Here is a 21451-nt window from a genome sequence, read left to right on the forward strand (position 1 = left end):
CGCATCAGGCGTTCCATTTCCTGCACGGCCGCGGCGGGCGCGTCCGACTTCAGGAAGGCATAATGCCCCTTGCGGTTCTTGTTGATCTTGTAGGCCATCGTCTTGACGCCCCAGTACTCGTTTTCGACGACCTTGCCGCCATTGTCCGAGAGCACCGTGGAGAAATGTTCGATAAGGCCTTCGGCCTGCGCGTTGGACAGGTCCTGGCGCGAGATGAAGACATGCTCGTAAAGAGGCATGCGGGCTTCCTTCGTTTCGGGGCGGCTTCATAGGACGGGCAAGACCTTTTCCGCAGCCCGTCCACGAGAGGCATCGCCGGTTCATGGATAAGCGGAAAGGATGCGGCCTTATACAGATTGCCCGGGTCCGCGCAACCCCTACCTCGCCGAGGCGGGCAGGCCGAAGATGCGGTCGAACCCCCAGGTGAAGGCATAGGTATAGGCGATGAAAAGGGCGATCAACCCGGCCTCGTAGACCAGCGCCTCCAGATAGCCGACCTGAAGCCACCATGCCATCACGGGGATGCAGATCAGCACCAGCCCGCCCTCGAACAGCAGGGCATGGGCGGCGCGGCGTTTCAGGGACCGGCCCCTGACCGGCTGCCGCGCCTCCCAGGCCTCGAAGCCGGTGTTGAAGATGTAGGACCAGCTCAGCGCGATGGTTGCCGTCAAGACCGACAGCGCCAGCGACGACCCCGCGCTCGCTTCCGAGACGATCCAGAGATAGGCCGAGGCGACCAGCGTCCCCAGCGTCTCGAACGTGACGGCATAGACGATCTTGCGGCGGGCAGGGGTCATTCAGGCCGGGTCCTTGGGGCGCCGCAACTCGCGTAGCTCGCGGACGAAAGTATAGTCGTGATAGCCAAGCCGCGCCGCCGGGACATAGCGTGCGGGGTCCAGCCGCCCGTTGACCAGACAATCGTCCCGCAGGTGGATGCCAACCACCTCGCCGATCAGCAGTTTCTCGGGGCCGATCAGGTCGACCAGCTTCACCACCCGGCATTCCAGCGTCGCGGGCGCATCGGCCACGCGCGGGCAGTCGATGGCCACGCATTCCGCCTTCGCCACGCCCGCCGCCACGAACTCGTCCGTCCCGCGCGGGAAACGGGCCGAGGTCGCGTTCATCGCCTCCAGCGCCGCCTCGGCCACGATGTTCACCGCGAAGACGCCGCTTTCCATCGCATTCGCCATGCTGTCGCGGTAGTCGCCCGCGAACATCACCTGCGGCGGCGTGTAGCCCACCGCGTTGAAGAAGGAATAGGGTGCAAGATTGTCGCCCGCTGCCGCACGGGTGGAAATCCAGCCGATCGGACGGGGTGAGACGATGGCCGAGAACGGGCTGTGCGGCAGGCCATGGCCCTCGGCGGGGCGATAGAACATCGGGTAGCCTTTTCACAAATTGATCGTGAGACTGCGCCATGTTACGGCCCGGTGCCAGCGGATTCGGATCAAGGCGTCAGGGGGAAATCAGCGGCGTGTATCGGCTTGAGGAAGAGACAGAAGACGACTGGTGGGAGGTCGAGGCGCTTTACGACCTCTGCTTCGCGCCCGGCCGTACCGCGCTCTCCTCCTACCGCCTGCGCGACGGTGTGCCGACGGTCGCGCCCTTGTGCCTGACGCTCCGCGACGACACCGGCGCTTTGGCCGCCGTGATCCGCTACTGGCCCGCGCTGATCGGCGAGCATGACGTCCTTCTTCTCGGCCCCATCGCCGTCCACCCCACCCATCAGGGCGAGGGGCTGGGGGCCTTGTTGATCAACGAAAGCCTGGGCGAGGCCCGACGGCTGGGCTGGGAACGGGTGATGCTGGTCGGCGACGCGCCCTATTACGCCCGCTTCGGCTTCAGGAGGCTCGACGGGGTGGAGATGCCGCCCCCGACCAACCCCGACCGCGTGCTGGGGCTGGACCTGAAGGCGGGGGCGTGGAATGGCGTGACCGGGGTCGTGACCAAGGCGACCTGATCCCATTGCACGGGGGGCAGGGGTCCCCATATGACTCAGCATGGACCAGACCCTGCCCGTTCTCTCGACGACCGATCTTGCCGCGAAAATCGCCCCGCTCGCCCGCCGCTACAAGCGTGCCAATGGCCCGGTGATCCGGCTGGTGAACCGCGTTGGCGGCACGCTGGAATACCAGCTCTCCGCCTTGCCCGACAGCCTGCGCAGCCAGTTGGAGAAGCTGACGGCCCAGGCGCTGGAGGCCTCCTACGGCATTGCCTCCCGCACTCCCGACCTTGGCACCCGCGCCCCGATGTTGGTCGCCGTGGCGGCAGGTGCCGCGGGCGGGTCCGGGGGGCTGGCGACGGCGGTGGCCGAACTGCCCGTGACCGTAACCCTGTTCCTGAACACGATCCGCAGCGTGGCGCGCGAGGCGGGCCTTGACCCCGACGAGGATTGGGTCCGCGCCGAATGTCTGCAGGTCTTCGCCGCCGGCAGCCCGCTGGCGCAGGATGATGGGGTCAATACCTCCTTCCTCGCCTCGCGTCTGGCGCTGACCGGCTCGACGGCGCAGAACCTGATCCGGACGATTGCGCCAAGGCTTGCCGCCGTGCTGGGCCAGAAACTGGCCGCGCAGGCCGTCCCGGTGATCGGCGCCGTCTCCGGGGCCGCGCTGAACGCCGCTTTCCTGTCGTATTACCGCGAGGTCGCCCGCGTCCGCTTCGAGCTGGCGAAGTTGGCGAGAGTCCATGGGGCCGAGGCGGTGGAGGCCGAGTTCCGCCTCGCCGTGACCCCGCCCAAGGTGATCCGCGCCTGATCCTGTTGCGGTTCGCCGCGGGGCTTGGATAAATGATCCAAGCAAGGGGAGAGCGGCATGAGCACCGATGTCATCGCGAGACTGAAACAGATGGCCGCCGATCCGGACCGGGTCTGGATGGTGGGTGGGGCCAGCTATGCCGGGCTTCTGGAGGAGACCGGGCGGCTGGCGAATGCACTCTTCTCCCTCGGCCTGAAGAAAGGCGACCGTCTCCTCCTCCAGGTCGAGAAATGCGAGGCGGTGCTCTCGCTCTACCTCGCCTGCCTGCGGACGGGGGTGGTCTTCCTGCCGGTGAACCCCGGCTATACCGTCGCCGAGACCGCGCATTTCCTGACCGACGCCGAACCCGCCCTGGCCGTGACCGACCCCGAGCGGGTGGCGGGCCTGAGTGCCGTGGGCGCGCGGGTGATGGCGCTGCCCGACCTTCTGGCGCTGGCCGAGGGGCAGGATGCGGGCTTCGCCGATCCCGCCCACGGATCGGATGATCTTGCCGCGATCCTCTATACTTCCGGCACCACCGGGCGGTCGAAGGGGGTGATGCTCAGCCGCGAGAACCTCGCCTCGAATGCCGAGGCGCTGGTGGGGCTGTGGCGGTTCACCGAAGACGACGTCCTCCTCCACGCCCTGCCGGTGTTCCACACCCATGGGCTGTTCGTCGCGACCAACTGCGTCCTCTATTCCGGGGCCAGCATGATCTTCCACCGCGCTTTCCAGCCCTCCGCCGTGCTGGCCGCGCTGCCGGGGGCGACGGTGATGATGGGGGTGCCGACCTTCTACACCCGCCTCCTTTCCGACCCCGGCCTGACGCGCGAGGTCTGCGCCAGGGTGCGGCTCTTCGTCTCCGGCTCGGCGCCGCTTTCCCCCGCCACCCACGCGGAATGGAGGGAGCGGACCGGCCACGCGATCCTGGAACGCTACGGGATGACCGAGACCAACATGATCACCTCGAACCCCTATGACGGCGAGCGGAAGGCCGGGACCGTCGGGATGCCGCTGCCGGGGGTGGAGGTGCGGATCGCCGGGCCGGAGGGGGCGCTGCCGCCGGGCGAGGCGGGGGCGATCGAGGTCCGGGGGCCGAACGTCTTCAAGGGCTACTGGCGACTGCCGGAGAAGACGGCGGAGGAGTTCCGGGAGGGCTGGTTCGTGACCGGCGACATGGGGGCCTTCGATGCCGAGGGGTACCTGTCGATCCTCGGCCGGGCCAAGGATCTGGTGATCACCGGCGGGCTGAACGTCTACCCGGCGGAGGTGGAGGCGGCGCTGGACGACCTGCCGGGGATCGCCGCTTCGGCGGTGATCGGGGTGCCGCACCCTGACTTCGGCGAGGCGGTGGTGGCCTGCGTGGTGGGGTCGGCGGAGGAGGGGGCGGTCCGGGCGGCGCTGCGGGAGAGGCTGGCGGCGTTCAAGATTCCGAAGCGGGTGCTGGTCGTGGAGGAACTGCCGAGGAATGCGATGGGGAAGGTTCAGAAGGCCGAGCTGCGGCGGGCGCATGCGGGGCTGTTCCAAGGCGAGTGAGTCGGCTGCCCGCGCGCGGGCAGATTTTGACCACAAGCAAAATCAACGACTTGCGCGTGGGCGTTCAGGATTTGGTAAGATATGGAATTCGGGCAGTTTCCGGGCTCCGGCTCGTCGATGTCTTCGGCACTCCTCGCTCACTTGCGACGAAAAGCCGAAGGCGCATGAGGAGCGTCCGGCAAACCTGATCAGGCAGCGCGCAGGGGTTCGGGGTTGGCCAGCTTGCGCAGCACGTTCAGGTTCTCCAAGCCCTTCAGGACCACCTGCGGCTCGACCCCGAAATCCACCAGACAGGCCAGTTCGTCCACGTCGAGCTGTGCCAGCCGGTCCACCGTCGCCAGACACTTGTCGTAGGAGCCGAGCAGGCTGCCCATGTAGAAATACTTCTCGAACGAGGCTTCCAGCGCCGCCTCGGCAAGGTCGGGCGTCAGCTGCGTCACGTCGATCTTGCCGGGGTCCTTGAGAAACGGCACCGAGGCGAGGTGCTTCGACGCCAGGTCGAAGGAGGCGCCGAGATAGTCCATCATCGGCTTGCGGGCCAGATCATGCACTTCCTCGTCGTCATCCCCGACCAGCGTGTGCAGCATCAGCGTGACGAGGCCGCGCCCCGGATGCCCGGCGGCGGCGCGGGCCTCGCGATAGGCGGTGATCTTCTGCGCCAGATCCTCGACCGTCTGGCCGAGGAGATGGGTCAGCACGTTCGCGCCCATCGCACCGGCCTCGACGAAGGTTTCCGGGTTGGCGGCGGCGGTGATCCAGATCGGCAGCTCCGCCTGAACCGGGCGCGGCATGACGCGGATGTCGACCTCTTCGCCAAGCGGGTTCTGCACGCGGTGCGGCTCGCCCCGCCACAGACGGCGCAGGGTCTCGGTGCGGTCGCGGAACAGCTGCTTGCGGTTCCGGAAATCGTCCTGTCGGCCGGAAATGACGAAGTCGTTCGGCACCCAGCCGCTGGCGATGCCAAGGCCGACCCGCCCGCCCGAGACATTGTCGACGATAGACCATTCCTCGGCCACGCGGATCGGGTCGTGCAGGGGCAGGACGACGCTGCCCGCGCAGATCTGGATGCGGCTTGTCACCCCGGCCAGCGCGGCGGCCAGCACCGAGGGATTGGGCGAGAGGCCGCCGAAGCTGTGGAAGTGGCGTTCGGGCACCCAGAGGCGCGCCATGCCGTTCTGGTCGGCCCAGCGGGCGGCCTGAAAGATCAGGTCGTATTTGCCGGTCTGACCGGCGCCGGAGGTGTCGTTGGCGAAAAAGAACAGACCGAATTCCATGGGGGCACCTGACAGCACTGAAAAATCAGCGCCGAGTGTAGCCAGCATGGTCCTTGCGGCGTTTGACTTGGGTCAAGCCTTTGCGGCGGGTTCGGCGGACAGATCGTTTCGGCGGCGGCAAGAATGGCGTGGTCGGACCCCGGATACGCGACTCCATCCCCTCAGCGGCGGGTCAAGGAGTGTCAACCCCCGCGACCTTTCGCAGCGCTTCATCAATCCGCCTCTGCCAACCGGGGCCGCCGGCCTTGAAGTAGTCGACCACCTCGGGAGAAAGGCGGATCGAGACGGGAACCTTGAGCGCGGCCTTCTGCGGACCACGGGTCCGGGGGAACGCCGCGAGGATATGGGGCGGCAGAACTTCATGGGGGGAGCGGGTGTCCCGAAAGTCCTTCTCGGTCCATTCCGGGTTGTCGTCGTCGAAGATCACTTTACGAGGCATGGCGTTTCAACTCCTTGGCGCGGACACGACGCAGGCTGATGGCCCGGACGCGATCATCCCGGGTCGTGAAAGCGAGGCAGTAGGCCAACCCGTCGATCAGCCCCCAAGCCCGGAACCGCATTTCGCCGTAGTCGAAACGCTCGTCCTGTTTGACGGCCAGCATGTCGAGGTCAGCCGCGCGGGCAAGCGTCACGCCGTGCTTGGCGATATTGGCTTCGTCTTTGGCCGGATCAAATTCGATCTGAATGTCCGTATATACGATTTGCCTCAAGGAAATCAAGCAAATTGTGTATACGGGAGGCTCGGAGACCCCGCGCGGGCACTGCCGTCCAACTCATACCTTAAGCCCCCACCGTCGCCAGCCAATCCATCAGCGCGGGTCGCGCGGATTCTGCCCCCTCGTCCCGCGCCCGGTCGATCACGGCGCGCGCTTCGGTCAGGGTCACCTTGCGCAGGAGCGCCTTGACCGGGCCGACCGAGGCGGGGCGCATCGAGAGGGTGCGGAAGCCGATGGCGGCCAGCGCCAGCGCCTCGATCGGGCGGCCGGCATCCTCGCCACAGAAGGACAGCGCGGTTCCGGTCTCGGCACAGCGCGCGACAACCTGTTCCAGAAAGGCGAGGAAGGTAAGGTTCAGCGTGTCGTAACGGCGGCGGACCAGCTCGTTCTCGCGGTCGGCGGCGAAGAAGAACTGCTTCAGGTCGTTGCCGCCGACCGAGATGAAATCGGTCAGCTCGTAGAAGGCCCTGGGCGCATAGGCGAGGCTCGGCGTCTCCATCATCGCGCCGATCTCCACCCGCTCGGGCACCGGGTGGCCCAGCGACTTCTCGCGGTGCAATTCGCGCAGGACATGGGCGCGGGCGGCCTGGAATTCGCTCATCTCGGTGATGAGCGGGAACATCACGGTGAGCGGGCGGCCATTGGCGGCGCGGATCAGCGCCTGCAACTGCATCCTGAGGACGCCCGGCTTGTCCAGGCCGACGCGGACCGCGCGCCAGCCCATCGCGGGGTTGGGCTCTTCGGGCGCCTTGATGTAGGGCAGCACCTTGTCCGAGCCGATGTCGAGGGTGCGGAAGGCGACGCGCTTGCCCTTGGCGGCATCCATCACGCGGGCGTAAAGCGCGGCAAGCTCGGCCCGCTGCGGCATCTTCGAGCGGATGAGGAACTGCAATTCGGTGCGGAAGAGGCCGACCCCGTCGGCACCCGAGTTTTCAAGGCTGGGCAGGTCGGCCATCAGCCCTGCGTTCATGTGCAGCCCGATGGTCGTGCCGCAGAGCGTGGTCGCGGGAAGCTTGCGCAGGGAGGCGTAGCGCTTCTGCGCCTCGGCCTGCATGGCGATCTTGTCGCGGAACGCGCGGGCGATGGTTTCCTCGGGCCGCAGGTGGACGACGCCTTGGTCGCCATCGACAAGGATATGGTCGCCGTTCAGCGCCTCGGCCACGACACGGTTGGCGCTGATCACCAGGGGGATCGCCAGCGCGCGGGCGACGATGGCGGCATGGCTGCCGACCGAGCCTTCTTCCAGCACCACGCCCTTCAGCTTGCGGCCATAATCCAGAAGCTCGGCCGGGCCGATGTTGCGGGCGACGAGGATCGGGTTTTCCGGCATTTCCGCCCCGGTGTCGCGGCCCTGGCCGGTGAGGATGCGCAGCAGCCGGTTCGACAGGTCGTCGAGGTCTTGCAGGCGCTCGCGCAGATACTGGTCGGGCACCTGTTCCATCCGGGCGCGGGCGGCGGATTGTTCCTTTTCCACCGCCGCTTCGGCGGAGAGGCCACGCATGATGTCTTCCTCCATCCGCCGCAGCCAGCCGCGGGAATGGGCGAACATCCGGTAGGCTTCGAGGACCTGCTTCTGCTCCTTGTCGAGCTGTTCGGCTTCCAGAAGGTCGTCGATGGAGACGCGAAGCTCTCCCACGGCGCCGCGGATGCGGTCGATCTCGGTCAGCGGGTCGTCGGCGACGGGGTTGGTGACGACGACGCGGGGCTCGTGCAGCCAGACCCGGCCTTCCGCCGCGCCTTCCTGACCTGAAGTGGCGCGGATCAGGACCGGCTGCTTGTGCAGCGCCTTCATGCCGCCTTCCTCGCCGGTGAAGGCGCCAAGCTCCGTCATCTCGGCCAGCACCATGGCGACGACGTCCAGGGCGTAGATGTCGTCCTCGGAGAACTCGCGGGCGGTCTTGGACTGGACGACGAGGACACCCAGCTTCTCGCCCACCCGCTGGATCGGCACGCCGAGGAAGGAGGAATAGATCTCCTCCCCGGTCTCGGGCATGAAGCGAAAACCCTTTTCACTGGGGGCGTCGGCGGTGTTGACCGGCTGACCGGTGCGGGCGACGCGGCCGACCAGCCCTTCGCCCAGCTTCATCCGGGTCTGGTGGACCGCCTCGGGCTTCAGGCCTTCGGTCGCGCACAGCTCCAGCGTCTCGGGGTCGCGGAAGAGGTAGATCGAGCAGACCTCGGTCTTCATGCTGTCGGCGATGAGATGGGTGATCTGGTCCAGCCGGTCCTGACCGCGTCCGGGGATGGCCAGCATGTCGCGCAGACGGCGCAGAAGCTTGCGGCTGTCACTTTCGCTGCGTTCGGGCATGTGGCGTCCTTCCGGTCTTCCTCTCTCTATAGGAGCGCCGCGACAGGAAGAAAACGGATTTGCGCGTGCGGGTTGCGGCGCGTTGTCCCGGTGCTGTCCCGGTGCCTGCGGATCGGGCAGCGGGAACTGATCCGCGCGGCGAAGCGTAGCCCCGGCGGGCAACGAGGGGAACGCGGATGCGGAAGGTCGATGTGGCGGTGGTCGGGGGCAGTTTCGCCGGGGTCTCGGCGGCGATCATGCTGGCGCGGGCGCGGCGGCGGGTGGTGATCCTGGATGAAGGGCGGACGCGGAACCGCTTCGCCAGCGCATCGCACGGGTTCCTGGGGCAGGACGGCGCGGCGCCGCAGGCGATCCGCCGGAAGGGGCTGGCCGAGGTGCTGGCCTATCCGACCGCGGGGCTGATCGAGGGGCGGGTGGAGCGGATCAGCGGCAAAGCGGGGGCCTTCGTGCTGGAGGGGACGGAGTCGGTGCAGGCCGCGCGGGTGATCCTGGCCTATGGGCAGCGCGACGTTTTGCCGGATATTCCCGGCCTTGCGGAATGCTGGGGCCGCACGGTCGTGCAATGCCCCTATTGCCACGGCTATGAACTGGCGGACCGCAGGACTGGCCTTCTGGCGGTGGAGGCGATCCCGATGCACCATGCGACGCAGCTGCGGGACTGGACCGACGATCTGGTCCTGCTGGAAAACGGGGTTGCGGTGACGCCGGAGGAGGCGGCGGCGCTGGACCGGCCCGGCCTTGCGCGCGAGGCGGGGCGGGTGGTCGGGGTCCGGCATACGAACGGGGCCATCGAGGCGGTGGAGCTGGAAGACGGCCGCGACGTGATGATGCGGGCGCTTTATCTTGTGACCTGGCAGGAACCGGCCTCGGCGCTGGGCGAAGATCTCGGCTGCGTGCTGGAGGAAACGCCGATGGGCCGCCATCTGAAGGTCGATGAGCACCAGCGGACCACGGTGCCGGGGGTCTTCGCGGCAGGCGATCTGGCGCGGCCCTATCCCAGCGCCACCCAGGCTGCGGCGACGGGGAACACGGCGGGCGCGGCCTGCCATCAGGATCTGCTGGGGCTGCTTCCGACGGATTGAGCGGGGCGGAAGGTCGGCTCATCCGAAAAGGCACAGTCTGACGTGCGGAGGATTGCGCGGTTCTGCCACGACCTATTCCGTGGGGCCTCCGGAGCTCTGCCCATGCGGATGGGCCGGGCCTTCGGTCATGCTGGCCGAAAGATCGGCGATGCTCATCCGGGACAGGCGGTCAAGCAACAGGGCTTCGGCCTCGGCGACGGCGCGGTTCCAGTGCCCGTGCAGCGCGCGTTCGATGGCGCAGCCGGGCGGGTTCTCCGGACCGGAGCCGGGGGCGGGGTCGAGATGTTCGCCAAGCGCGCGGTAGACATCTGCGACGGTGATCGCAGCGGCGGGTTTCGCGAGCCGCCAGCCCCCGGCATGGCCCTTGGCAGAGAGGACCAGCCCGGCCTCGCGCAGCTGGCCCAGCGTGCGGCGCACCACGACGGGGTGGGTGGCATGGAACCCCGCCAGAACCTCGGACTGCAAGGGGCGGTCAGGGGCCGCGCCCATGTGCCCGAGGATATGCAGGGCCAGAGAAAGCTTGCTGTCGCGTTTCATGTAACTATATTGGTTACGATACTTATCCACGGAGACTATGGCAATGCACACGGGATTTGACCAGCCGTTCGACGCGGCAATCGTCGGCGGCAATTTCGCAGGGCTGCAAGCGGCGCTTTACCTGCTGCGGGCCCGGCGGCGGGTGGTGCTGTTCGACGACGGGCAGCATCGCAACCGCTTTGCCGCCCATTCGCACAGTTTCCTGGGTCATGACGGCATGGAACCGGCGGCGATCAAGGCGAACGCTCTGGCGCAGCTGCGGGCCTATCCGACGCTGACGGTGGTGGAGGCGCGGGTGACGTCGGTAGAGCAGGGGTTTCGGCTGGACTGGGATGGGGGGCGGGCCGAGGCGCGGCGGCTGATCCTGGCGACGGGGCAGCGCGACATCCTGCCGGACCTGCCGGGGCTGGCGGCCTGCTGGGGGATCACGGCGAACCAGTGCCCCTATTGCCACGGTTATGAGCTGGCGGACCTGCCGACGGGCGTCCTGCTGGGCGACCATCCCCATGCCGGACAATATCTGCGCCAGATCCGGCGCTGGGCGGGGCCGCTTACGGTCTTCGACAATGGCGCGGTGCTGGCCCCGGAGACGCTGGAGTTGATCGCGACGCTCGGGGTCGACCATGTCAGCGGTCCTGTCGAGCTGTTCGAGCATGACGCCGGCAAGCTGGGCGCGGTCTGGGTCGCGGGTCGACCTATACCGCTGCGGGCGTTCTATCTTGCCAGCCGCAGCGTGCCTGCGTCATCCTTCGCGGCCGATCTGGGCTGCGAGATGGCCGACGGCCCGACCGGCCCCTTCGTGAAGACCGATCGCCATCAGCGCACCAGCGTTCCCGGGATCTATGCGGCGGGCGATCTGGCTAGCGGGATGCCGGCGGCGGTCTTCGCCACCGCCTCTGGCGCCACGGCAGGACTGGGCTGCGACATGGATCTGGCGGGACTTCTGCCCCCTTGACGGGGCGTGAGCCCGGCCCGGCCGTCAGGCCTTTTCCAGCTCGAACGTGTCGTGCAGCGCCTGGACGGCAAGTTCCATGTACTTGCGGTCGATCAGCACGCTGATCTTGATCTCGGAGGTGGTGATCACCTTGATGTTCACGTTCTCTGCCGCCAGGGCCGCGAACATCTTGGCGGCGACGCCCACCTGGCTGCGCATCCCGATGCCCACCACCGAGACCTTGGCCACGTCGGTATCCGTCACCAGCGAGGTGAAGGCGAACTTGCCTGCCGAAGCCGCCGCGTCGATGGCGTTCTTGGCGCGGTCCACCTGATTGGTGGGCAGGCTGAAGGTCATGTCGGTATGGGCGCGCTTGTCGGCCGGGTCGTCCTGTTCCGAGATGTTCTGCACGATCATGTCGACGTTCACGCCCGCATCGGCCAGCGAGCCGAAGATCGCCGCCGCCACGCCGGGGCGGTCCTCGACCTTCAGAAGCGTCATCTTCGCCTCGTCGCGGGAATAGGCGACGCCGGAGACTACTTTCGATTCCATGATTTCATCCTCGTCGCAGACCAGGGTTCCAGAATTCTCGTCGGTGTCCTCGAAGGAGGACAGCACGCGCAGGCGCACCTTGTAGCGCATCGCCAGTTCCACCGACCGCGTCTGCAGCACCTTGGCGCCGAGCGAGGCCAGTTCCAGCATCTCCTCGAAGGCGATCCTTGGCAGTTTGCGGGCCTTGGGGCTGATGCGGGGGTCGGTGGTGTAGACGCCGTCCACATCGGTGTAGATGTCGCAGCGTTCGGCCCCGAAGGCGGCGGCGAAGGCGACGGCGGTGGTGTCCGAGCCGCCCCGGCCAAGGGTGGTGATCCGCCCCTCGGCGCTGACGCCCTGGAAGCCCGCGACGACGGCGACCTTGAAGCCCTCGGCGAATTTCGCGTCGATATGGTCGCGCGGGATCGAGACGAAGCGGGCCGAGGAATGCGCCGAGGTGGTGTTGATCGGCACCTGCCAGCCCTGCCAGCTGCGCGCGGGCACGTCCATCTCTTGCAGGCGCAGCGCCAGAAGGCCCGCCGTCACGTTCTCGCCACTGGCGACCACGGCGTCGTATTCGCGGGCGTCATACAGCTTCGAGGTGGTCTCGACCCAGCCGACCAGTTCGTTGGTCTTGCCCGACATGGCGCTGACGATGACGATCACGTCATAGCCACGCTCGACCTCGGCCTGCACCTTCTTCGCGGCATTCTCGATCCGCGACAGGTCGGCGACCGAGGTCCCGCCGAATTTCATCACCAGAAGCGGCATTCGCGGCTCCCCCTTGGGCCTTCCGAAAACGCCCGCTTCTTATGCGGGGGCCGGATTGGGCGCAAGGGGCGGAACGATCAGTCCAGCCGGTAGCCGACGGGTTGCAGCGGCGGGGACGGGACCTCGCCCAGATGGGGCGCGAGCGAGATTTCGGCGGCGCGGCAGATCGCGTCCAGCGGCAGGGCGTTGGCCGTCGGGCCGAAGGGATGCGCCAGTTCCTCGGTCACTTCGGCGAGCCCGAAGAAGGTATAGGCGACGATCACCGCGAAGAGGGGGGTGAGCCAGCCGGTCGGTTCCAGAAGCGCGAAGGGCAGGAGCAGGCAGTAGAGCCACGAGGTGCGGAAGATCAGCAGGGAATAGACGTAAGGCAGCGGCGTCAGCTTGATGCGCTCGCAACCCGCCTGGGCCAGGGCGATGGCGGAGAGGCGGGTGGAGAGCGTGCGGGCGCCGAACCCGTCCAGCCGCCCGGCGCGCAGGGCTTCGCCAAGCTGCACGCCCATGGCGTCGAGCGTGGCATCCGGGTCGGGCGCCGCCGGGGCATCGCGCAGCGCGGCGGCGTCGGGGGGAAGGTCGCGCAGCGCACAGCGGTGCTGGTGCAGGAAGCCGCGCATCGCGGTCAGGAGGCGGCGGCGGTCGCCGGGATCGGCAAGGAAGGTGTCGGCCTCGCGTGCGAGGCTGCGGGCATCGGCGAGAAGGCCACCCCAGAGGCGGCGGGCCTCCCACCAGCGGTCATAGGCGGCATTGTTGCGGAAGCCGAGGAAGAGCGAGAGGGCGACCCCGAAGACGGCCAGGGGCGCGGCCTGCACATGCGGCAGGGTCACAAGGTGGCGGTCGATGGCGACGATGGCGGCCGAGAAGAGGCCGACGAACAGTAGCTGCGGCGCGATATGCGGCAGGACGGAACCGCGCACCGCAAGGAGAAGCGCGAGAATGCCCGGCTTGTCGCGAATGATCATTTCGGCAGCGCCCGCCAGCCGATGTCGGACCGGCAGAAACCCTGCGGCCAGTCCAGAAGGTCGATCATCGCATAGGCGCGGTGATGCGCCTCTTCCAGCGTCGCGCCGCGGGCGGTGAAGGCCAGGACGCGCCCGCCGTCAGCGGCGATCACCCCGTCGCGCTGCCGGGTTCCGGCGTGGAAGACCATGTGGCGGCTGTCCTCGGGCATCCGGTCGAGGCCGTTGATCACGCTGCCTTTCTCATAGGTCCCGGGATAACCCTTCGCGGCCATGACCACGGTCAGGGCGTGGTCGTCGGCCCAGTTGACCCGCGCCTCGGCCAAGCGCCCCTCGGCGGTGGCGAGCAACAGGTCCAGCGCCTGCGCGCCGAGGCGCATCATCAGCACCTGACATTCCGGGTCGCCGAAACGGCAGTTGTATTCGACCAGTCGCGTCTTGCCGTCCTGGATCATCAGCCCGGCATAGAGGACGCCCTGATAGGGCGTGCCGCGCCGGGCCATCTCGGCGATGGTGGGCCGGATGATGTGCTCCATCGCCTGCTCTTGGAGGGCCGGGGTCAGGACGGGGGCGGGGGAATAGGCGCCCATGCCGCCGGTGTTCGGGCCAGTGTCGCCGTCGCCCACCCGTTTGTGGTCCTGCGCGGTGCCGATGGGCAGCGCGGTGGTGCCGTCGGTGAGGACGAAGAAGCTCGCCTCCTCGCCCGCCATGAAGTCCTCGATCACGACTTCCGCGCCTGCTGCGCCGAGACTGCCGCCGAACATGTCGTCGATGGCGTCCAGCGCCTCGGCCTCGGTCATCGCGACGACGACGCCCTTTCCGGCGGCGAGGCCGTCGGCCTTGACGACGATGGGCGCACCTTGCGCCTTCACATAGGCGCGGGCGGGGGCGGCTTCGGTGAAGCGGGCCCAGGCCGCGGTGGGGGCACCGCAGGCGTCGCAGATGTCCTTGGTGAAGGCCTTGGAGGCCTCGAGCTTCGCGGCGGCGGCGGAGGGGCCGAAGGTCAGGATCCCCGCGGCGCGGCAGGCGTCGGCGACCCCGGCGGCAAGGGGGGCCTCGGGGCCGACGATGACGAAGTCGACGGCATTCTCTTCGCAGAACGTCACCACCGAGGCGCCGTCGAGGATGTCGAGGTCGGCGCATTCCGCCAGCATGGCGATGCCGGCATTGCCCGGGGCGACGATAAGCCGGTCGCATTTCGGGTTCTGCTTGACCGCCCAGGCGAGCGCATGTTCCCGTCCGCCGGACCCGAGGATCAGAATGTTCATGGACGCGCCCCCGCTTGGCCTGAAGGTGAAGGCCTCTTAGGATGCGCGCGTGTGGGAGGCAAGCATGGAACCGGATGTCACCGTGACGCTGGGCGCCGGCACGTCGGGCCGGCCGAAGCCGTCGCCTCTGGTCAGGCTGACCGAGGCGGCGGGGATGGCGGTGGTTGCCTGGGGAATCGGCATGGGCCCCCTGTGGCTGGCGGGGATCGGCGCGGCGATGATTGTCGGAAGCTATGCGGTGTATCGCCGGAAGCACGGCCCGCTTCCACCGCTTCCGCCGGGGCAGGGCGGGCCCGATGGCATCGGGGGCGACAGCGGCGACTGAGCCGCGGGGCTATCTGTCGCAGGCTATCCCGTCGCCGTCCCGATCCAGCCCGTAGATGTCGCTGCCGACGACATAGACCGGCCCATCGACATAGGCAGGCCCGTTGCCGCTGCCCCCGGCGCAGTCGACGTCCGAGGCGATGGGGACGCATTTTCCGGAATAGTTCGGGTCGCAGTCCTGGGCCGATGCGGGCGCGGCAAGGGCCGGAAGCGCCGCAAGGATCGCGGGAAGGGCAGGGCTGCGGAACATGGCGCGGACCTTTCGGCGGGAGCGTGACTCACCTGTTAACCGAAGTTTAACCGGTCCTTTCCGTTGAAGCCACCGCGCCCTCGGCCCCCCGTGTTGCAACCCGGCCCGCGCCGGGGCATCAATGGGCCATGGACCTGATCGACGATCCCGCCCCGCAGGGCAACCAGCCGGAATTCACCGTCTCGGAACTCTCCGGCGCGGTGAAGCGGGTGATCGAGGGGGAGTTCGGCCTTGTCCGGGTGCGGGGCGAGGTGGGGCGGGTGTCGCGGCCCTCGTCGGGGCACCTCTACTTCGACCTCAAGGACGACCGCGCCTCTTTGGCGGCGATCGCCTGGAAGGGGCAGGCGGCACGGATGCAGGTCCGGCCGGAGGAAGGGATGGAGATCGTCGCCACCGGGCGGATGACCACCTTTCCCGGCCAGTCGAAGTACCAGCTGATCGTCGAGGACGTGGCCCCGGCGGGGGCGGGCGCCCTGATGGCGATGCTGGAGAAGCGCCGCGCGGCGTTGCAGGCCGAGGGGCTGTTCGATGCGGCGCGGAAGAAGCCGATCCCCTATCTGCCGCGGGTGATCGGGGTGGTGACCTCCCCCAGTGGCGCGGTGATCCGGGACATCCTGCATCGCTTGCGCGACCGTTTCCCCCGGCATGTGCTGGTCTGGCCGGTGGCGGTGCAGGGGCAGGATTGCGCGGCGCAGGTGGCGGCGGCGATCCGGGGGTTCAACGCGCTGCCCGAAGGCGGACCGATCCCGCGGCCCGACGTGCTGATCGTCGCGCGGGGCGGCGGGTCGCTGGAGGACCTGTGGGGGTTCAACGAAGAGGTGGTCGTGCGGGCGGCGGCGGGGTCGGCGATCCCGTTGATCAGCGCCGTGGGGCACGAGACCGACACCACGCTGATCGATCATGCCGCCGACTTGCGCGCGCCGACCCCTACGGCGGCTGCGGAACTGGCGGTGCCGGTGCGACTGGACCTTCTGGCGGCGCTGGAAGCGCTGGGGGCGCGGCTTGTGCGCGGGATCGGGCAGGGGGTGGTGCAACGGCGCCAGCGGCTGCGGGACTTGAGCCGCGCGCTGCCCCGGGTGGAGACGCTGGTCGCGACCCCCCGGCAACGTCTGGATGCGGGGGCGCTGCGGCTTTCGGCGGGGCTGGGGCTGGCGGTGGCGAAGAAGCACCGGGAGTTCGACCGGCTGGCGGGGCGGTTGCAGCCGCAGGCGCTGCGGGCCGGGCTGGCGCGGCAGGCGGACCTTTTGACCTCGCGCACGGAGCGGCTGGGACGGGCGGTCCTGCAGCGGCTGGAGCGGCGGGGGGAGCGGCTGGAGGCGCTGGCGGCGCGATTGGCCCCGGCGCTGGTGCGGATGCTGGGCGATGCGGCGCGGCGGACGGCTGAGGGACGGGGGCGGCTCGCCACGCTTTCCGACCGGCTGGAGGCGGCGCCCCGCGCACGGCTGGCGCGGCTCAATGACCGGCTGGAGGCGTTGGACCGGACGCGGGCGACGCTGGGCTATGCGGCCACCCTGAAGCGGGGCTACGCCGTCGTGCGGGGGGATGGGGCAGTCGTCACCTCGAAGGCGGCGGCCGAGAAGGCCTTGGCGCTGGAGATCGAGTTCCGGGATGGGCGGCTTCTGGTCGGAGGCCGGGCCGGAAAGCGCGCGAAGGGCGAGGGAGAGAGCGGGCAGGGGAGCCTGTTCTGATGCGGTGGTGAAAGGATGGTGCGTGCGAGCACGCACCCTACGGAAGCATATGAGCGAATTCACCCGATACGTCGTGTTCTTGCATCCCGTCCCCGGAAGGACGGCCGACATCGAGGCGATCCGGGCCCATGTGGCCTGGCTGCGGTCCCTGCAGGCTGCGGGGTCGCTGGAACTGGCAGGCCCCTTCGCGGACGGGTCGGGCGGCATGGTCATCCTGCGCGCGGAAACCGCAGCAGAGGCCGAGGCCATCGCCCGATCCGACCCTTTCGTGCGGTCGGGCCTCCGACGGCTGGAGCTGCGGGTCTGGGAGCTGTCCTGCGAGGAGAACAATCACATGGGCATGGGGTGACCAGCCGGCCCCGACTGCGCGTCAGACGCCGAAATACCCCTCGCAGGTCACGACCTCCTGCGCCGGATACAGCATGATCGCCTCGCCCGAGAGGTCGCCGTCGAGCCAGGCCATCAGCCAGCCGCCGTGGTCGTGGTAGGTCCAGCAGAAGGGGGTGTCGATGCCCCGGTAGTCGAAGCAGATCAGGTCGCCCTGCGGACGCCAGCTGCCTTCCAGGCATTGCTCGGCATCGCGCCAGATCGCGCGGCGGCCGGGGAGGAAGGTTTCCACCCCGTAGCGCCCGGTCTGGTTGTGAGTGTCCATGGTGCGGCCCTGAACGAAGCGCTCGAAGGCTTCGGCGGTCATCGGGGGATCGGCAGGTTGAGGGGCGGTGCTTTCGGCGAAAGCGAGGCCGGGGAGAAACGTCAGGAGAAGGGCCAGCCTGCGCATCAGACGCCGACCTCTGGCCCGAAACACGCGAGGGGTTCGGTCGTCTCGGCCACGATCACCGGCTCGGTGCCCGGCGGGTCGGTGGTATAGCGGGCGAGGAGATCGGCGCCCGAGCGGGTGATCTCCCAGCAGTCGGGGTCGATGTCGTCTTCGTACTGGAAGCAGATCGCGGCGCCGTCCTGATACCAGTGGCCGGTCTTGCAATCGTCGCCGAGGACCGTCCAGCGCACCTTGCGGCCCGGCAGGTACTGCTCCACCCCGTAGACCGCGCCGAATTCGGACCAGGTCATGATGCGGCCCCGGGTGAGGGTGTCGAATTCGTCGGCGGTGAGGACGGGTTCGGCAAGGACGGGGGTGGCGGAGAGCAGGAGGGCGAGGAGGGCGCGCATGTCAGACCCCCACTTCCGGGGTGCAGGGGATCGGCGCGTCGGAGAGGGTGACGGTGATATGCTCGGCGAAGGCCTCGCCCACGAATTCGGCGATCACCTGATCGCCCTCCTTCAGGAAGCGCCAGCAATAGGGGCCGGGGTTGAATTCGTAGACGAAGCAGATGTCGTCGCCCTGCGGATACCAGTGGCCCGACCGGCAGACCCCGCCCTCGTCGGCGTCGATTGTGGCGCGGTTCGCCAGATGCATCTCGCTGCCCCAGCGCGCGCCGTCGGCGGCGTAGTCGAGCGTCCTGCCGGTGGACCAGGCCTCGAATTCGGCGGCGGTCATCGGGGTTTCCGCATGGGCCGCCGGGACGAGGCAGGCGAGGCAGAGGAGGCTGCGCAGCATCAGGCCCCCACGTCCGGGCCGGGACAGGGCAGGCCCTGGGTTCCGGCGTCGACCTCATGCAGTTCCTCGCCGGGCAGGCCGTCCACGGAGAGGGCGACCAAGGCACCGTCCTTTAGCCAGAAGGTCCAGCAGGCGGGGGTGGGGTCGTATTCGTAGACGAAGCAGATGTCGTCGCCTTGCGGATACCAGCTGCCATAGAGGCACTGGTTCGGCGCCGTGCTCCAGCGGACCTTGCGGCCGGGAAGGTATTCCTCGATCCCGAAGAGGCTGTCGAATTGCCGGTAGGTCAGGGTCTTGCCGGTGACATGGGCCTCGAAATCCTGGGCCGAGATCGGGGTCTCGGCGAAGGCGGAGCTGACGCAAAGCAGGAAGGCAAGGATCGGGCGCATCAGGTCACACTCCCACATCGGGGCCGGCACAGGACAGGGGTTCGGTCGTCTCGCGCACGGTGCGGGGGGCGACGCCGGGGGCATCGGTCATGTAGCTGGCGGCGAGCCCCTCGCCATCGGGCCAGATGGTCCAGCATTTCGGCTCGGGGTCGCCGTCGTAGAGGAAGCAGATGTTCCCGCCTTCGGCGAACCAGTGGCCGAGCTTGCATTCGTCGGCCGTATAGGCCCAGCGGACCTTGCGGCCGGGCAGGTAGACCTCGCGTCCGAAGGCCTGGCCGTCGGCGAAGTAGCCCATGGTCTTGCCGGTGACGTAGGCGTCGAACTCTGCGCCCGTCATCGGGGTCTGGGCCAGCGCCGGGGCGGCGAGGAGGAGGGTGATGATCGCCACGGTCCGCATGGGTCACACGCCCGTCTCGTTGTCGGAGCAGTCGAGCGGGCGGTCGGAGCGGCCGATCTCGAAGATACGGTCACGGACGGGGAGGTTTATGGTCACGCCGTAGAGGCGGCCGGATTGCAGCCCGAAATGCCAGCAGGGCGAGAGTTCTTGAGCCTCGAAGCTGAAGCAGAGGGCGTCGCCCGACTGATGATAGCGACCCTTCATGCAGGCACCGCCTTCATAGCGCCAGACAAGCGTCTGGTCGGGGCCGTAGTCGGCGATACCGACGATGCCGGTGGCGTAACCGTAAGTGATCGTATCGGTGCCGACATGGGCAGCGAATTCCGCCGCCGTCATCGGCGGTTCGGCCAGCGCGGGGCCGGTCACCATCAGGCCAAGGGAAAGGGCCGCGCGCAAGGGATCAGACGCCCACGTCGGGCCCGGCACAGGGCAGGGGGCCGCCATCGCGGGAGGATTCGAGGATTTCCCAGCCGCCGCCCTCGCCCATGTAGCGGCCGCGGATCTTGCCGTCTTCCAGGAAATACAGCCAGCAGGCGGGGGTGTTGTCGTTTTCGTAGTCGAAGCAGATCTGGTCGCCCTTCTGGTACCAGACGCCATAGATGCAGAGATCGCCCTCGAAAGCCCAGCGGACGCGGCGGCCGTCGAGATATTCCTCGGTGCCGAAGAGGCCGTTGCCATAGTCGTAGGTGAGGGTCGCGCCCCTGGTGGCCTTATCGAAACCCTCGGCATCGAGCGGGGTTTCGGCAAGCGCCGGCGTGGCGGCAAGGACCAGGGCGAGAAGCAGGGTACGCATCGGGAGCTCCGTTGGAATTGGGGCGAGAGTGCCAGAGCGGCGCGGGATTGGCCAGTCAAGCCGCCGTGTCCGCAGGTCCGGATTCCCGCCAGCGCGCGAGATGCGGCGCCATGGCCCGGCGCCAGAGCCGGGGGGCAAGCGCCATGGCGCAGGCGAAGGGGAGCGGCCAGGGCAGGCGGGGCGCCTCGTCCGGCAGGCGGAGCGCGGGGAAGGGGCGCGAGGGATGCAGGTGGTGGTCGGAATGGCGGGGGGCGTTCAGCATCATCGCCGAGGTGAACCAGTGCGCGGTGTTCCAGCTGTGGCGGGGGCCGACGGGCTCGTATCTGCCGTCGGGCAAGCGGGCGCGGGTCAGGCCGTAGTGCTGGACATAGTCGGAAAGGAGGATCTGGCTTTGGGCGTGAAGCGCGAGGCCGGTCCAGGCGAGGAGGCCGGGAAGGCCCGCGATGAAGGTGGCGAGGGTCAGGGCGGCGGCGCTGACGGCGAGGTAGAAGATGTAAGGATGCAGGCCGGACCGGCCCGCGCGGAGGGCGGTTTCGGCGCGGGCGCCCTGCCGGAAGCTGCCGGCCCAGGCGCGGCGGGCGAAGCGGTAGAAGCTTTCTCCGCTGCGGGCGGTGTTCGGGTCCTCTGGCGTGGCGACGGCGCGGTGGTGAACGAGGCGATGCGCGCTGGTGTGCTGGCCGAAGAGGAGGGCCGCGTAGACCGTGGCGCCCAGGCGGAAGAGGTTGCGGTTCGGGCGGTGGATCAGCTCATGCGCGGCGGGATGGACGACCTGGCCGAGCCAGAAGCCGGTGGCGAGAAAGGCGAGGAGGCGCTGGCCGGGGGAAAGGCCGGAAGGCCCGGCGATGGCCCAGGTGGCAGCGGGGAGGAGCGCGAGGGCGCCGAGGCCGATGGTGAGGAGCAGGAGGTCGGCAACGGGAAACTCGCTGCCGTCGGACTGGCCGGGGACGAGAGGGATGAGCTGGTCGAGGAGGAGGGTCAGGAGCGACATGTAGAGGAAGGCGGCCCAGAGCCAGGGGCCGCCGAGGGCGAGGCCGAGGGCGAGGAGGGCCAGCGGCAAAAGCGAGGCCGCGGCGAAGGCGGCGAGGGGGAGGGGGCGGCGGGTCAGGGCAGGCGGTCCGGTTGAAGGGCGTGCGGGCAGCTTTCGGGGAAATCGCGCGGGGTGCAACCGAGTTTTGTGTCGCGGGGCGGCTCCTCGTGCGACTGCGTCTTCTCGTCGCGAAGGGGTCGGGGTGGCGGTGAGCGGGCGCGGGGCGTTGGTCTTTTGGGGATGCAGGTGGGGCTCTTCGCCACACAGGGCGTTTCGTCGCGAGGGGGAGCAGACATTCCCATGGGAGGGGGATGAAGGCAGAAGGAGAACTCGCGAAATCGGGACGAGGGCTTGTCGGCAGGCGGGGCCGGAGGCACGCTCGGCTT

At 68.6% G+C, this 21451-nt stretch carries 28 protein-coding genes; 8 read left to right on the forward strand and 20 right to left on the reverse strand.

All coding sequences use genetic code 11. From position 1 onward, the window contains the following. The 3 genes from rpsF to V7Q39_RS02055 all read right to left on the reverse strand — a co-directional run. A partial coding sequence (rpsF, locus tag V7Q39_RS02045) for a 30S ribosomal protein S6 (RefSeq protein WP_333814603.1) occupies positions 1 to 239 on the reverse strand: 239 nt, incomplete at its 3' end. Positions 240 to 377: 138 nt separating this feature from the next. Beyond that, complete coding sequence (locus V7Q39_RS02050; protein ID WP_333814604.1) at positions 378 to 797, reverse strand: PACE efflux transporter; 420 nt, start codon at positions 795 to 797, stop codon at positions 378 to 380. After that, positions 798 to 1379 (reverse strand): flavin reductase family protein, encoded by a 582-nt coding sequence (locus tag V7Q39_RS02055; RefSeq protein WP_333814605.1) that lies wholly within the window; start codon positions 1377 to 1379, stop codon positions 798 to 800. 95 nt (positions 1380 to 1474) lie between these two features. Between V7Q39_RS02055 and V7Q39_RS02060 the strand changes: the two genes are divergently transcribed. From V7Q39_RS02060 to V7Q39_RS02070, 3 genes are read left to right on the forward strand one after another with little or no spacing between them, the layout of a single operon-like run. Further along, positions 1475 to 1960, forward strand: a complete 486-nt coding sequence (locus tag V7Q39_RS02060; RefSeq protein ID WP_333814606.1) for a GNAT family N-acetyltransferase — start codon at positions 1475 to 1477, stop codon at positions 1958 to 1960. A gap of 40 nt (positions 1961 to 2000) precedes the next feature. After that, on the forward strand, positions 2001 to 2753 hold the full coding sequence (locus V7Q39_RS02065; protein WP_333814608.1) for an EcsC family protein: 753 nt from the start codon (positions 2001 to 2003) through the stop codon (positions 2751 to 2753). Positions 2754 to 2810: 57 nt separating this feature from the next. After that, positions 2811 to 4268: an AMP-binding protein gene (locus tag V7Q39_RS02070; RefSeq protein ID WP_333814610.1), complete on the forward strand. Its 1458-nt coding sequence runs from the start codon at positions 2811 to 2813 to the stop codon at positions 4266 to 4268. 188 nt (positions 4269 to 4456) lie between these two features. Here the strand turns inward: V7Q39_RS02070 and V7Q39_RS02075 are convergent, their stop codons facing one another. From V7Q39_RS02075 to ptsP, 4 genes are all read right to left on the reverse strand, one after another. Next, on the reverse strand, positions 4457 to 5542 hold the full coding sequence (locus V7Q39_RS02075) for a MupA/Atu3671 family FMN-dependent luciferase-like monooxygenase (protein WP_333814612.1): 1086 nt from the start codon (positions 5540 to 5542) through the stop codon (positions 4457 to 4459). A gap of 172 nt (positions 5543 to 5714) precedes the next feature. Next, the gene (locus V7Q39_RS02080; RefSeq protein WP_333814614.1) at positions 5715 to 5969 is read right to left on the reverse strand and encodes a BrnA antitoxin family protein; all 255 of its coding nucleotides are present in this window, start codon (positions 5967 to 5969) and stop codon (positions 5715 to 5717) included. Between the two features lies 1 nt (position 5970). Beyond that, positions 5971 to 6252: a BrnT family toxin gene (locus tag V7Q39_RS02085; protein WP_333814616.1), complete on the reverse strand. Its 282-nt coding sequence runs from the start codon at positions 6250 to 6252 to the stop codon at positions 5971 to 5973. A gap of 70 nt (positions 6253 to 6322) precedes the next feature. Then, positions 6323 to 8566 carry a phosphoenolpyruvate--protein phosphotransferase gene (ptsP, locus tag V7Q39_RS02090; RefSeq protein ID WP_333814618.1) on the reverse strand — a complete coding sequence of 748 codons (2244 nt, stop codon included), beginning with the start codon at positions 8564 to 8566 and terminating at the stop codon, positions 6323 to 6325. Between the two features lie 176 nt (positions 8567 to 8742). On the opposite strand from ptsP, the gene V7Q39_RS02095 reads away from it, so the two are divergent. Next, on the forward strand, positions 8743 to 9648 hold the full coding sequence (locus V7Q39_RS02095; RefSeq protein ID WP_333814620.1) for an NAD(P)/FAD-dependent oxidoreductase: 906 nt from the start codon (positions 8743 to 8745) through the stop codon (positions 9646 to 9648). A gap of 72 nt (positions 9649 to 9720) precedes the next feature. Here V7Q39_RS02095 and V7Q39_RS02100 read toward each other — a convergent pair whose 3' ends face one another. After that, the gene (locus V7Q39_RS02100; protein WP_333814621.1) at positions 9721 to 10185 is read right to left on the reverse strand and encodes an RrF2 family transcriptional regulator; all 465 of its coding nucleotides are present in this window, start codon (positions 10183 to 10185) and stop codon (positions 9721 to 9723) included. Between the two features lie 43 nt (positions 10186 to 10228). Between V7Q39_RS02100 and V7Q39_RS02105 the strand changes: the two genes are divergently transcribed. Then, on the forward strand, positions 10229 to 11140 hold the full coding sequence (locus V7Q39_RS02105; protein WP_333814622.1) for an NAD(P)/FAD-dependent oxidoreductase: 912 nt from the start codon (positions 10229 to 10231) through the stop codon (positions 11138 to 11140). A 24-nt stretch (positions 11141 to 11164) separates the two neighbouring features. Here V7Q39_RS02105 and V7Q39_RS02110 read toward each other — a convergent pair whose 3' ends face one another. From V7Q39_RS02110 to purD, 3 genes are all read right to left on the reverse strand, one after another. Beyond that, positions 11165 to 12421 carry an aspartate kinase gene (locus V7Q39_RS02110; RefSeq protein ID WP_333814623.1) on the reverse strand — a complete coding sequence of 419 codons (1257 nt, stop codon included), beginning with the start codon at positions 12419 to 12421 and terminating at the stop codon, positions 11165 to 11167. A gap of 77 nt (positions 12422 to 12498) precedes the next feature. Further along, positions 12499 to 13377 (reverse strand): bestrophin family protein, encoded by an 879-nt coding sequence (locus V7Q39_RS02115; protein WP_333814625.1) that lies wholly within the window; start codon positions 13375 to 13377, stop codon positions 12499 to 12501. Further along, entirely contained in the window at positions 13374 to 14642 is a 1269-nt protein-coding gene (purD, locus tag V7Q39_RS02120) for a phosphoribosylamine--glycine ligase (protein ID WP_333814627.1), read from the reverse strand. The genes V7Q39_RS02115 and purD overlap by 4 nt, the downstream gene beginning before the upstream one ends. A gap of 64 nt (positions 14643 to 14706) precedes the next feature. Between purD and V7Q39_RS02125 the strand changes: the two genes are divergently transcribed. After that, positions 14707 to 14967 carry a hypothetical protein gene (locus V7Q39_RS02125; RefSeq protein ID WP_333814628.1) on the forward strand — a complete coding sequence of 87 codons (261 nt, stop codon included), beginning with the start codon at positions 14707 to 14709 and terminating at the stop codon, positions 14965 to 14967. A gap of 9 nt (positions 14968 to 14976) precedes the next feature. Here V7Q39_RS02125 and V7Q39_RS02130 read toward each other — a convergent pair whose 3' ends face one another. Next, positions 14977 to 15216, reverse strand: coding sequence for a hypothetical protein (locus V7Q39_RS02130; protein ID WP_333814630.1), 240 nt, complete (start codon positions 15214 to 15216; stop codon positions 14977 to 14979). A gap of 128 nt (positions 15217 to 15344) precedes the next feature. Between V7Q39_RS02130 and xseA the strand changes: the two genes are divergently transcribed. Continuing rightward, entirely contained in the window at positions 15345 to 16904 is a 1560-nt protein-coding gene (gene xseA / locus V7Q39_RS02135; RefSeq protein ID WP_333814632.1) for an exodeoxyribonuclease VII large subunit, read from the forward strand. Between the two features lie 49 nt (positions 16905 to 16953). Beyond that, on the forward strand, positions 16954 to 17253 hold the full coding sequence (locus V7Q39_RS02140; protein WP_333814633.1) for a YciI family protein: 300 nt from the start codon (positions 16954 to 16956) through the stop codon (positions 17251 to 17253). Positions 17254 to 17274: 21 nt separating this feature from the next. Here the strand turns inward: V7Q39_RS02140 and V7Q39_RS02145 are convergent, their stop codons facing one another. From V7Q39_RS02145 to V7Q39_RS02180, 8 genes are read right to left on the reverse strand one after another with little or no spacing between them, the layout of a single operon-like run. Then, complete coding sequence (locus V7Q39_RS02145; protein WP_333814635.1) at positions 17275 to 17682, reverse strand: hypothetical protein; 408 nt, start codon at positions 17680 to 17682, stop codon at positions 17275 to 17277. Further along, positions 17682 to 18071 carry a hypothetical protein gene (locus tag V7Q39_RS02150; protein ID WP_333814636.1) on the reverse strand — a complete coding sequence of 130 codons (390 nt, stop codon included), beginning with the start codon at positions 18069 to 18071 and terminating at the stop codon, positions 17682 to 17684. The genes V7Q39_RS02145 and V7Q39_RS02150 overlap by 1 nt, the downstream gene beginning before the upstream one ends. Position 18072: 1 nt before the next feature. Further along, positions 18073 to 18459: a hypothetical protein gene (locus tag V7Q39_RS02155; RefSeq protein WP_333814637.1), complete on the reverse strand. Its 387-nt coding sequence runs from the start codon at positions 18457 to 18459 to the stop codon at positions 18073 to 18075. Then, complete coding sequence (locus tag V7Q39_RS02160; protein ID WP_333814638.1) at positions 18459 to 18848, reverse strand: hypothetical protein; 390 nt, start codon at positions 18846 to 18848, stop codon at positions 18459 to 18461. The genes V7Q39_RS02155 and V7Q39_RS02160 overlap by 1 nt, the downstream gene beginning before the upstream one ends. A 4-nt stretch (positions 18849 to 18852) precedes the next feature. Continuing rightward, positions 18853 to 19245: a hypothetical protein gene (locus V7Q39_RS02165; RefSeq protein ID WP_333814639.1), complete on the reverse strand. Its 393-nt coding sequence runs from the start codon at positions 19243 to 19245 to the stop codon at positions 18853 to 18855. A gap of 3 nt (positions 19246 to 19248) precedes the next feature. Further along, positions 19249 to 19614 (reverse strand): hypothetical protein, encoded by a 366-nt coding sequence (locus V7Q39_RS02170; protein ID WP_333814641.1) that lies wholly within the window; start codon positions 19612 to 19614, stop codon positions 19249 to 19251. Positions 19615 to 19645: 31 nt separating this feature from the next. Continuing rightward, positions 19646 to 20038 carry a hypothetical protein gene (locus tag V7Q39_RS02175; RefSeq protein ID WP_333814643.1) on the reverse strand — a complete coding sequence of 131 codons (393 nt, stop codon included), beginning with the start codon at positions 20036 to 20038 and terminating at the stop codon, positions 19646 to 19648. A 55-nt stretch (positions 20039 to 20093) separates the two neighbouring features. Then, entirely contained in the window at positions 20094 to 21095 is a 1002-nt protein-coding gene (locus tag V7Q39_RS02180; protein WP_333814644.1) for an alkane 1-monooxygenase, read from the reverse strand. Between the last annotated feature and the right edge of the window lie 356 nt (positions 21096 to 21451).

The organism is Tabrizicola sp., from assembly GCF_036781545.1.
GTDB lineage: Bacteria > Pseudomonadota > Alphaproteobacteria > Rhodobacterales > Rhodobacteraceae > Tabrizicola.

Excerpts from the sequence above, each read along its gene's own strand:
- ptsP (WP_333814618.1), bottom strand. The coding sequence starts at position 8,566 with ATGCCCGAACGCAGCGAAAGTGACAGCCGCAAGCTTCTGCGCCGTCTG.
- V7Q39_RS02175 (WP_333814643.1), bottom strand. The coding sequence starts at position 20,038 with ATGCGTACCCTGCTTCTCGCCCTGGTCCTTGCCGCCACGCCGGCGCTT.
- V7Q39_RS02065 (WP_333814608.1), top strand. The coding sequence starts at position 2,001 with ATGGACCAGACCCTGCCCGTTCTCTCGACGACCGATCTTGCCGCGAAA.
- V7Q39_RS02100 (WP_333814621.1), bottom strand. The coding sequence starts at position 10,185 with ATGAAACGCGACAGCAAGCTTTCTCTGGCCCTGCATATCCTCGGGCAC.
- V7Q39_RS02140 (WP_333814633.1), top strand. The coding sequence starts at position 16,954 with ATGAGCGAATTCACCCGATACGTCGTGTTCTTGCATCCCGTCCCCGGA.
- V7Q39_RS02115 (WP_333814625.1), bottom strand. The coding sequence starts at position 13,377 with ATGATCATTCGCGACAAGCCGGGCATTCTCGCGCTTCTCCTTGCGGTG.
- V7Q39_RS02050 (WP_333814604.1), bottom strand. The coding sequence starts at position 797 with ATGACCCCTGCCCGCCGCAAGATCGTCTATGCCGTCACGTTCGAGACG.
- V7Q39_RS02165 (WP_333814639.1), bottom strand. The coding sequence starts at position 19,245 with ATGCGGACCGTGGCGATCATCACCCTCCTCCTCGCCGCCCCGGCGCTG.
- V7Q39_RS02055 (WP_333814605.1), bottom strand. The coding sequence starts at position 1,379 with ATGTTCTATCGCCCCGCCGAGGGCCATGGCCTGCCGCACAGCCCGTTC.
- V7Q39_RS02105 (WP_333814622.1), top strand. The coding sequence starts at position 10,229 with ATGCACACGGGATTTGACCAGCCGTTCGACGCGGCAATCGTCGGCGGC.
- V7Q39_RS02155 (WP_333814637.1), bottom strand. The coding sequence starts at position 18,459 with ATGCTGCGCAGCCTCCTCTGCCTCGCCTGCCTCGTCCCGGCGGCCCAT.
- purD (WP_333814627.1), bottom strand. The coding sequence starts at position 14,642 with ATGAACATTCTGATCCTCGGGTCCGGCGGACGGGAACATGCGCTCGCC.
- V7Q39_RS02160 (WP_333814638.1), bottom strand. The coding sequence starts at position 18,848 with ATGCGCCCGATCCTTGCCTTCCTGCTTTGCGTCAGCTCCGCCTTCGCC.
- V7Q39_RS02110 (WP_333814623.1), bottom strand. The coding sequence starts at position 12,421 with ATGCCGCTTCTGGTGATGAAATTCGGCGGGACCTCGGTCGCCGACCTG.
- V7Q39_RS02150 (WP_333814636.1), bottom strand. The coding sequence starts at position 18,071 with ATGCGCGCCCTCCTCGCCCTCCTGCTCTCCGCCACCCCCGTCCTTGCC.
- V7Q39_RS02130 (WP_333814630.1), bottom strand. The coding sequence starts at position 15,216 with ATGTTCCGCAGCCCTGCCCTTCCCGCGATCCTTGCGGCGCTTCCGGCC.
- V7Q39_RS02125 (WP_333814628.1), top strand. The coding sequence starts at position 14,707 with ATGGAACCGGATGTCACCGTGACGCTGGGCGCCGGCACGTCGGGCCGG.
- V7Q39_RS02070 (WP_333814610.1), top strand. The coding sequence starts at position 2,811 with ATGAGCACCGATGTCATCGCGAGACTGAAACAGATGGCCGCCGATCCG.
- V7Q39_RS02075 (WP_333814612.1), bottom strand. The coding sequence starts at position 5,542 with ATGGAATTCGGTCTGTTCTTTTTCGCCAACGACACCTCCGGCGCCGGT.
- V7Q39_RS02095 (WP_333814620.1), top strand. The coding sequence starts at position 8,743 with ATGCGGAAGGTCGATGTGGCGGTGGTCGGGGGCAGTTTCGCCGGGGTC.
- xseA (WP_333814632.1), top strand. The coding sequence starts at position 15,345 with ATGGACCTGATCGACGATCCCGCCCCGCAGGGCAACCAGCCGGAATTC.
- V7Q39_RS02145 (WP_333814635.1), bottom strand. The coding sequence starts at position 17,682 with ATGCGCAGGCTGGCCCTTCTCCTGACGTTTCTCCCCGGCCTCGCTTTC.
- V7Q39_RS02170 (WP_333814641.1), bottom strand. The coding sequence starts at position 19,614 with ATGGTGACCGGCCCCGCGCTGGCCGAACCGCCGATGACGGCGGCGGAA.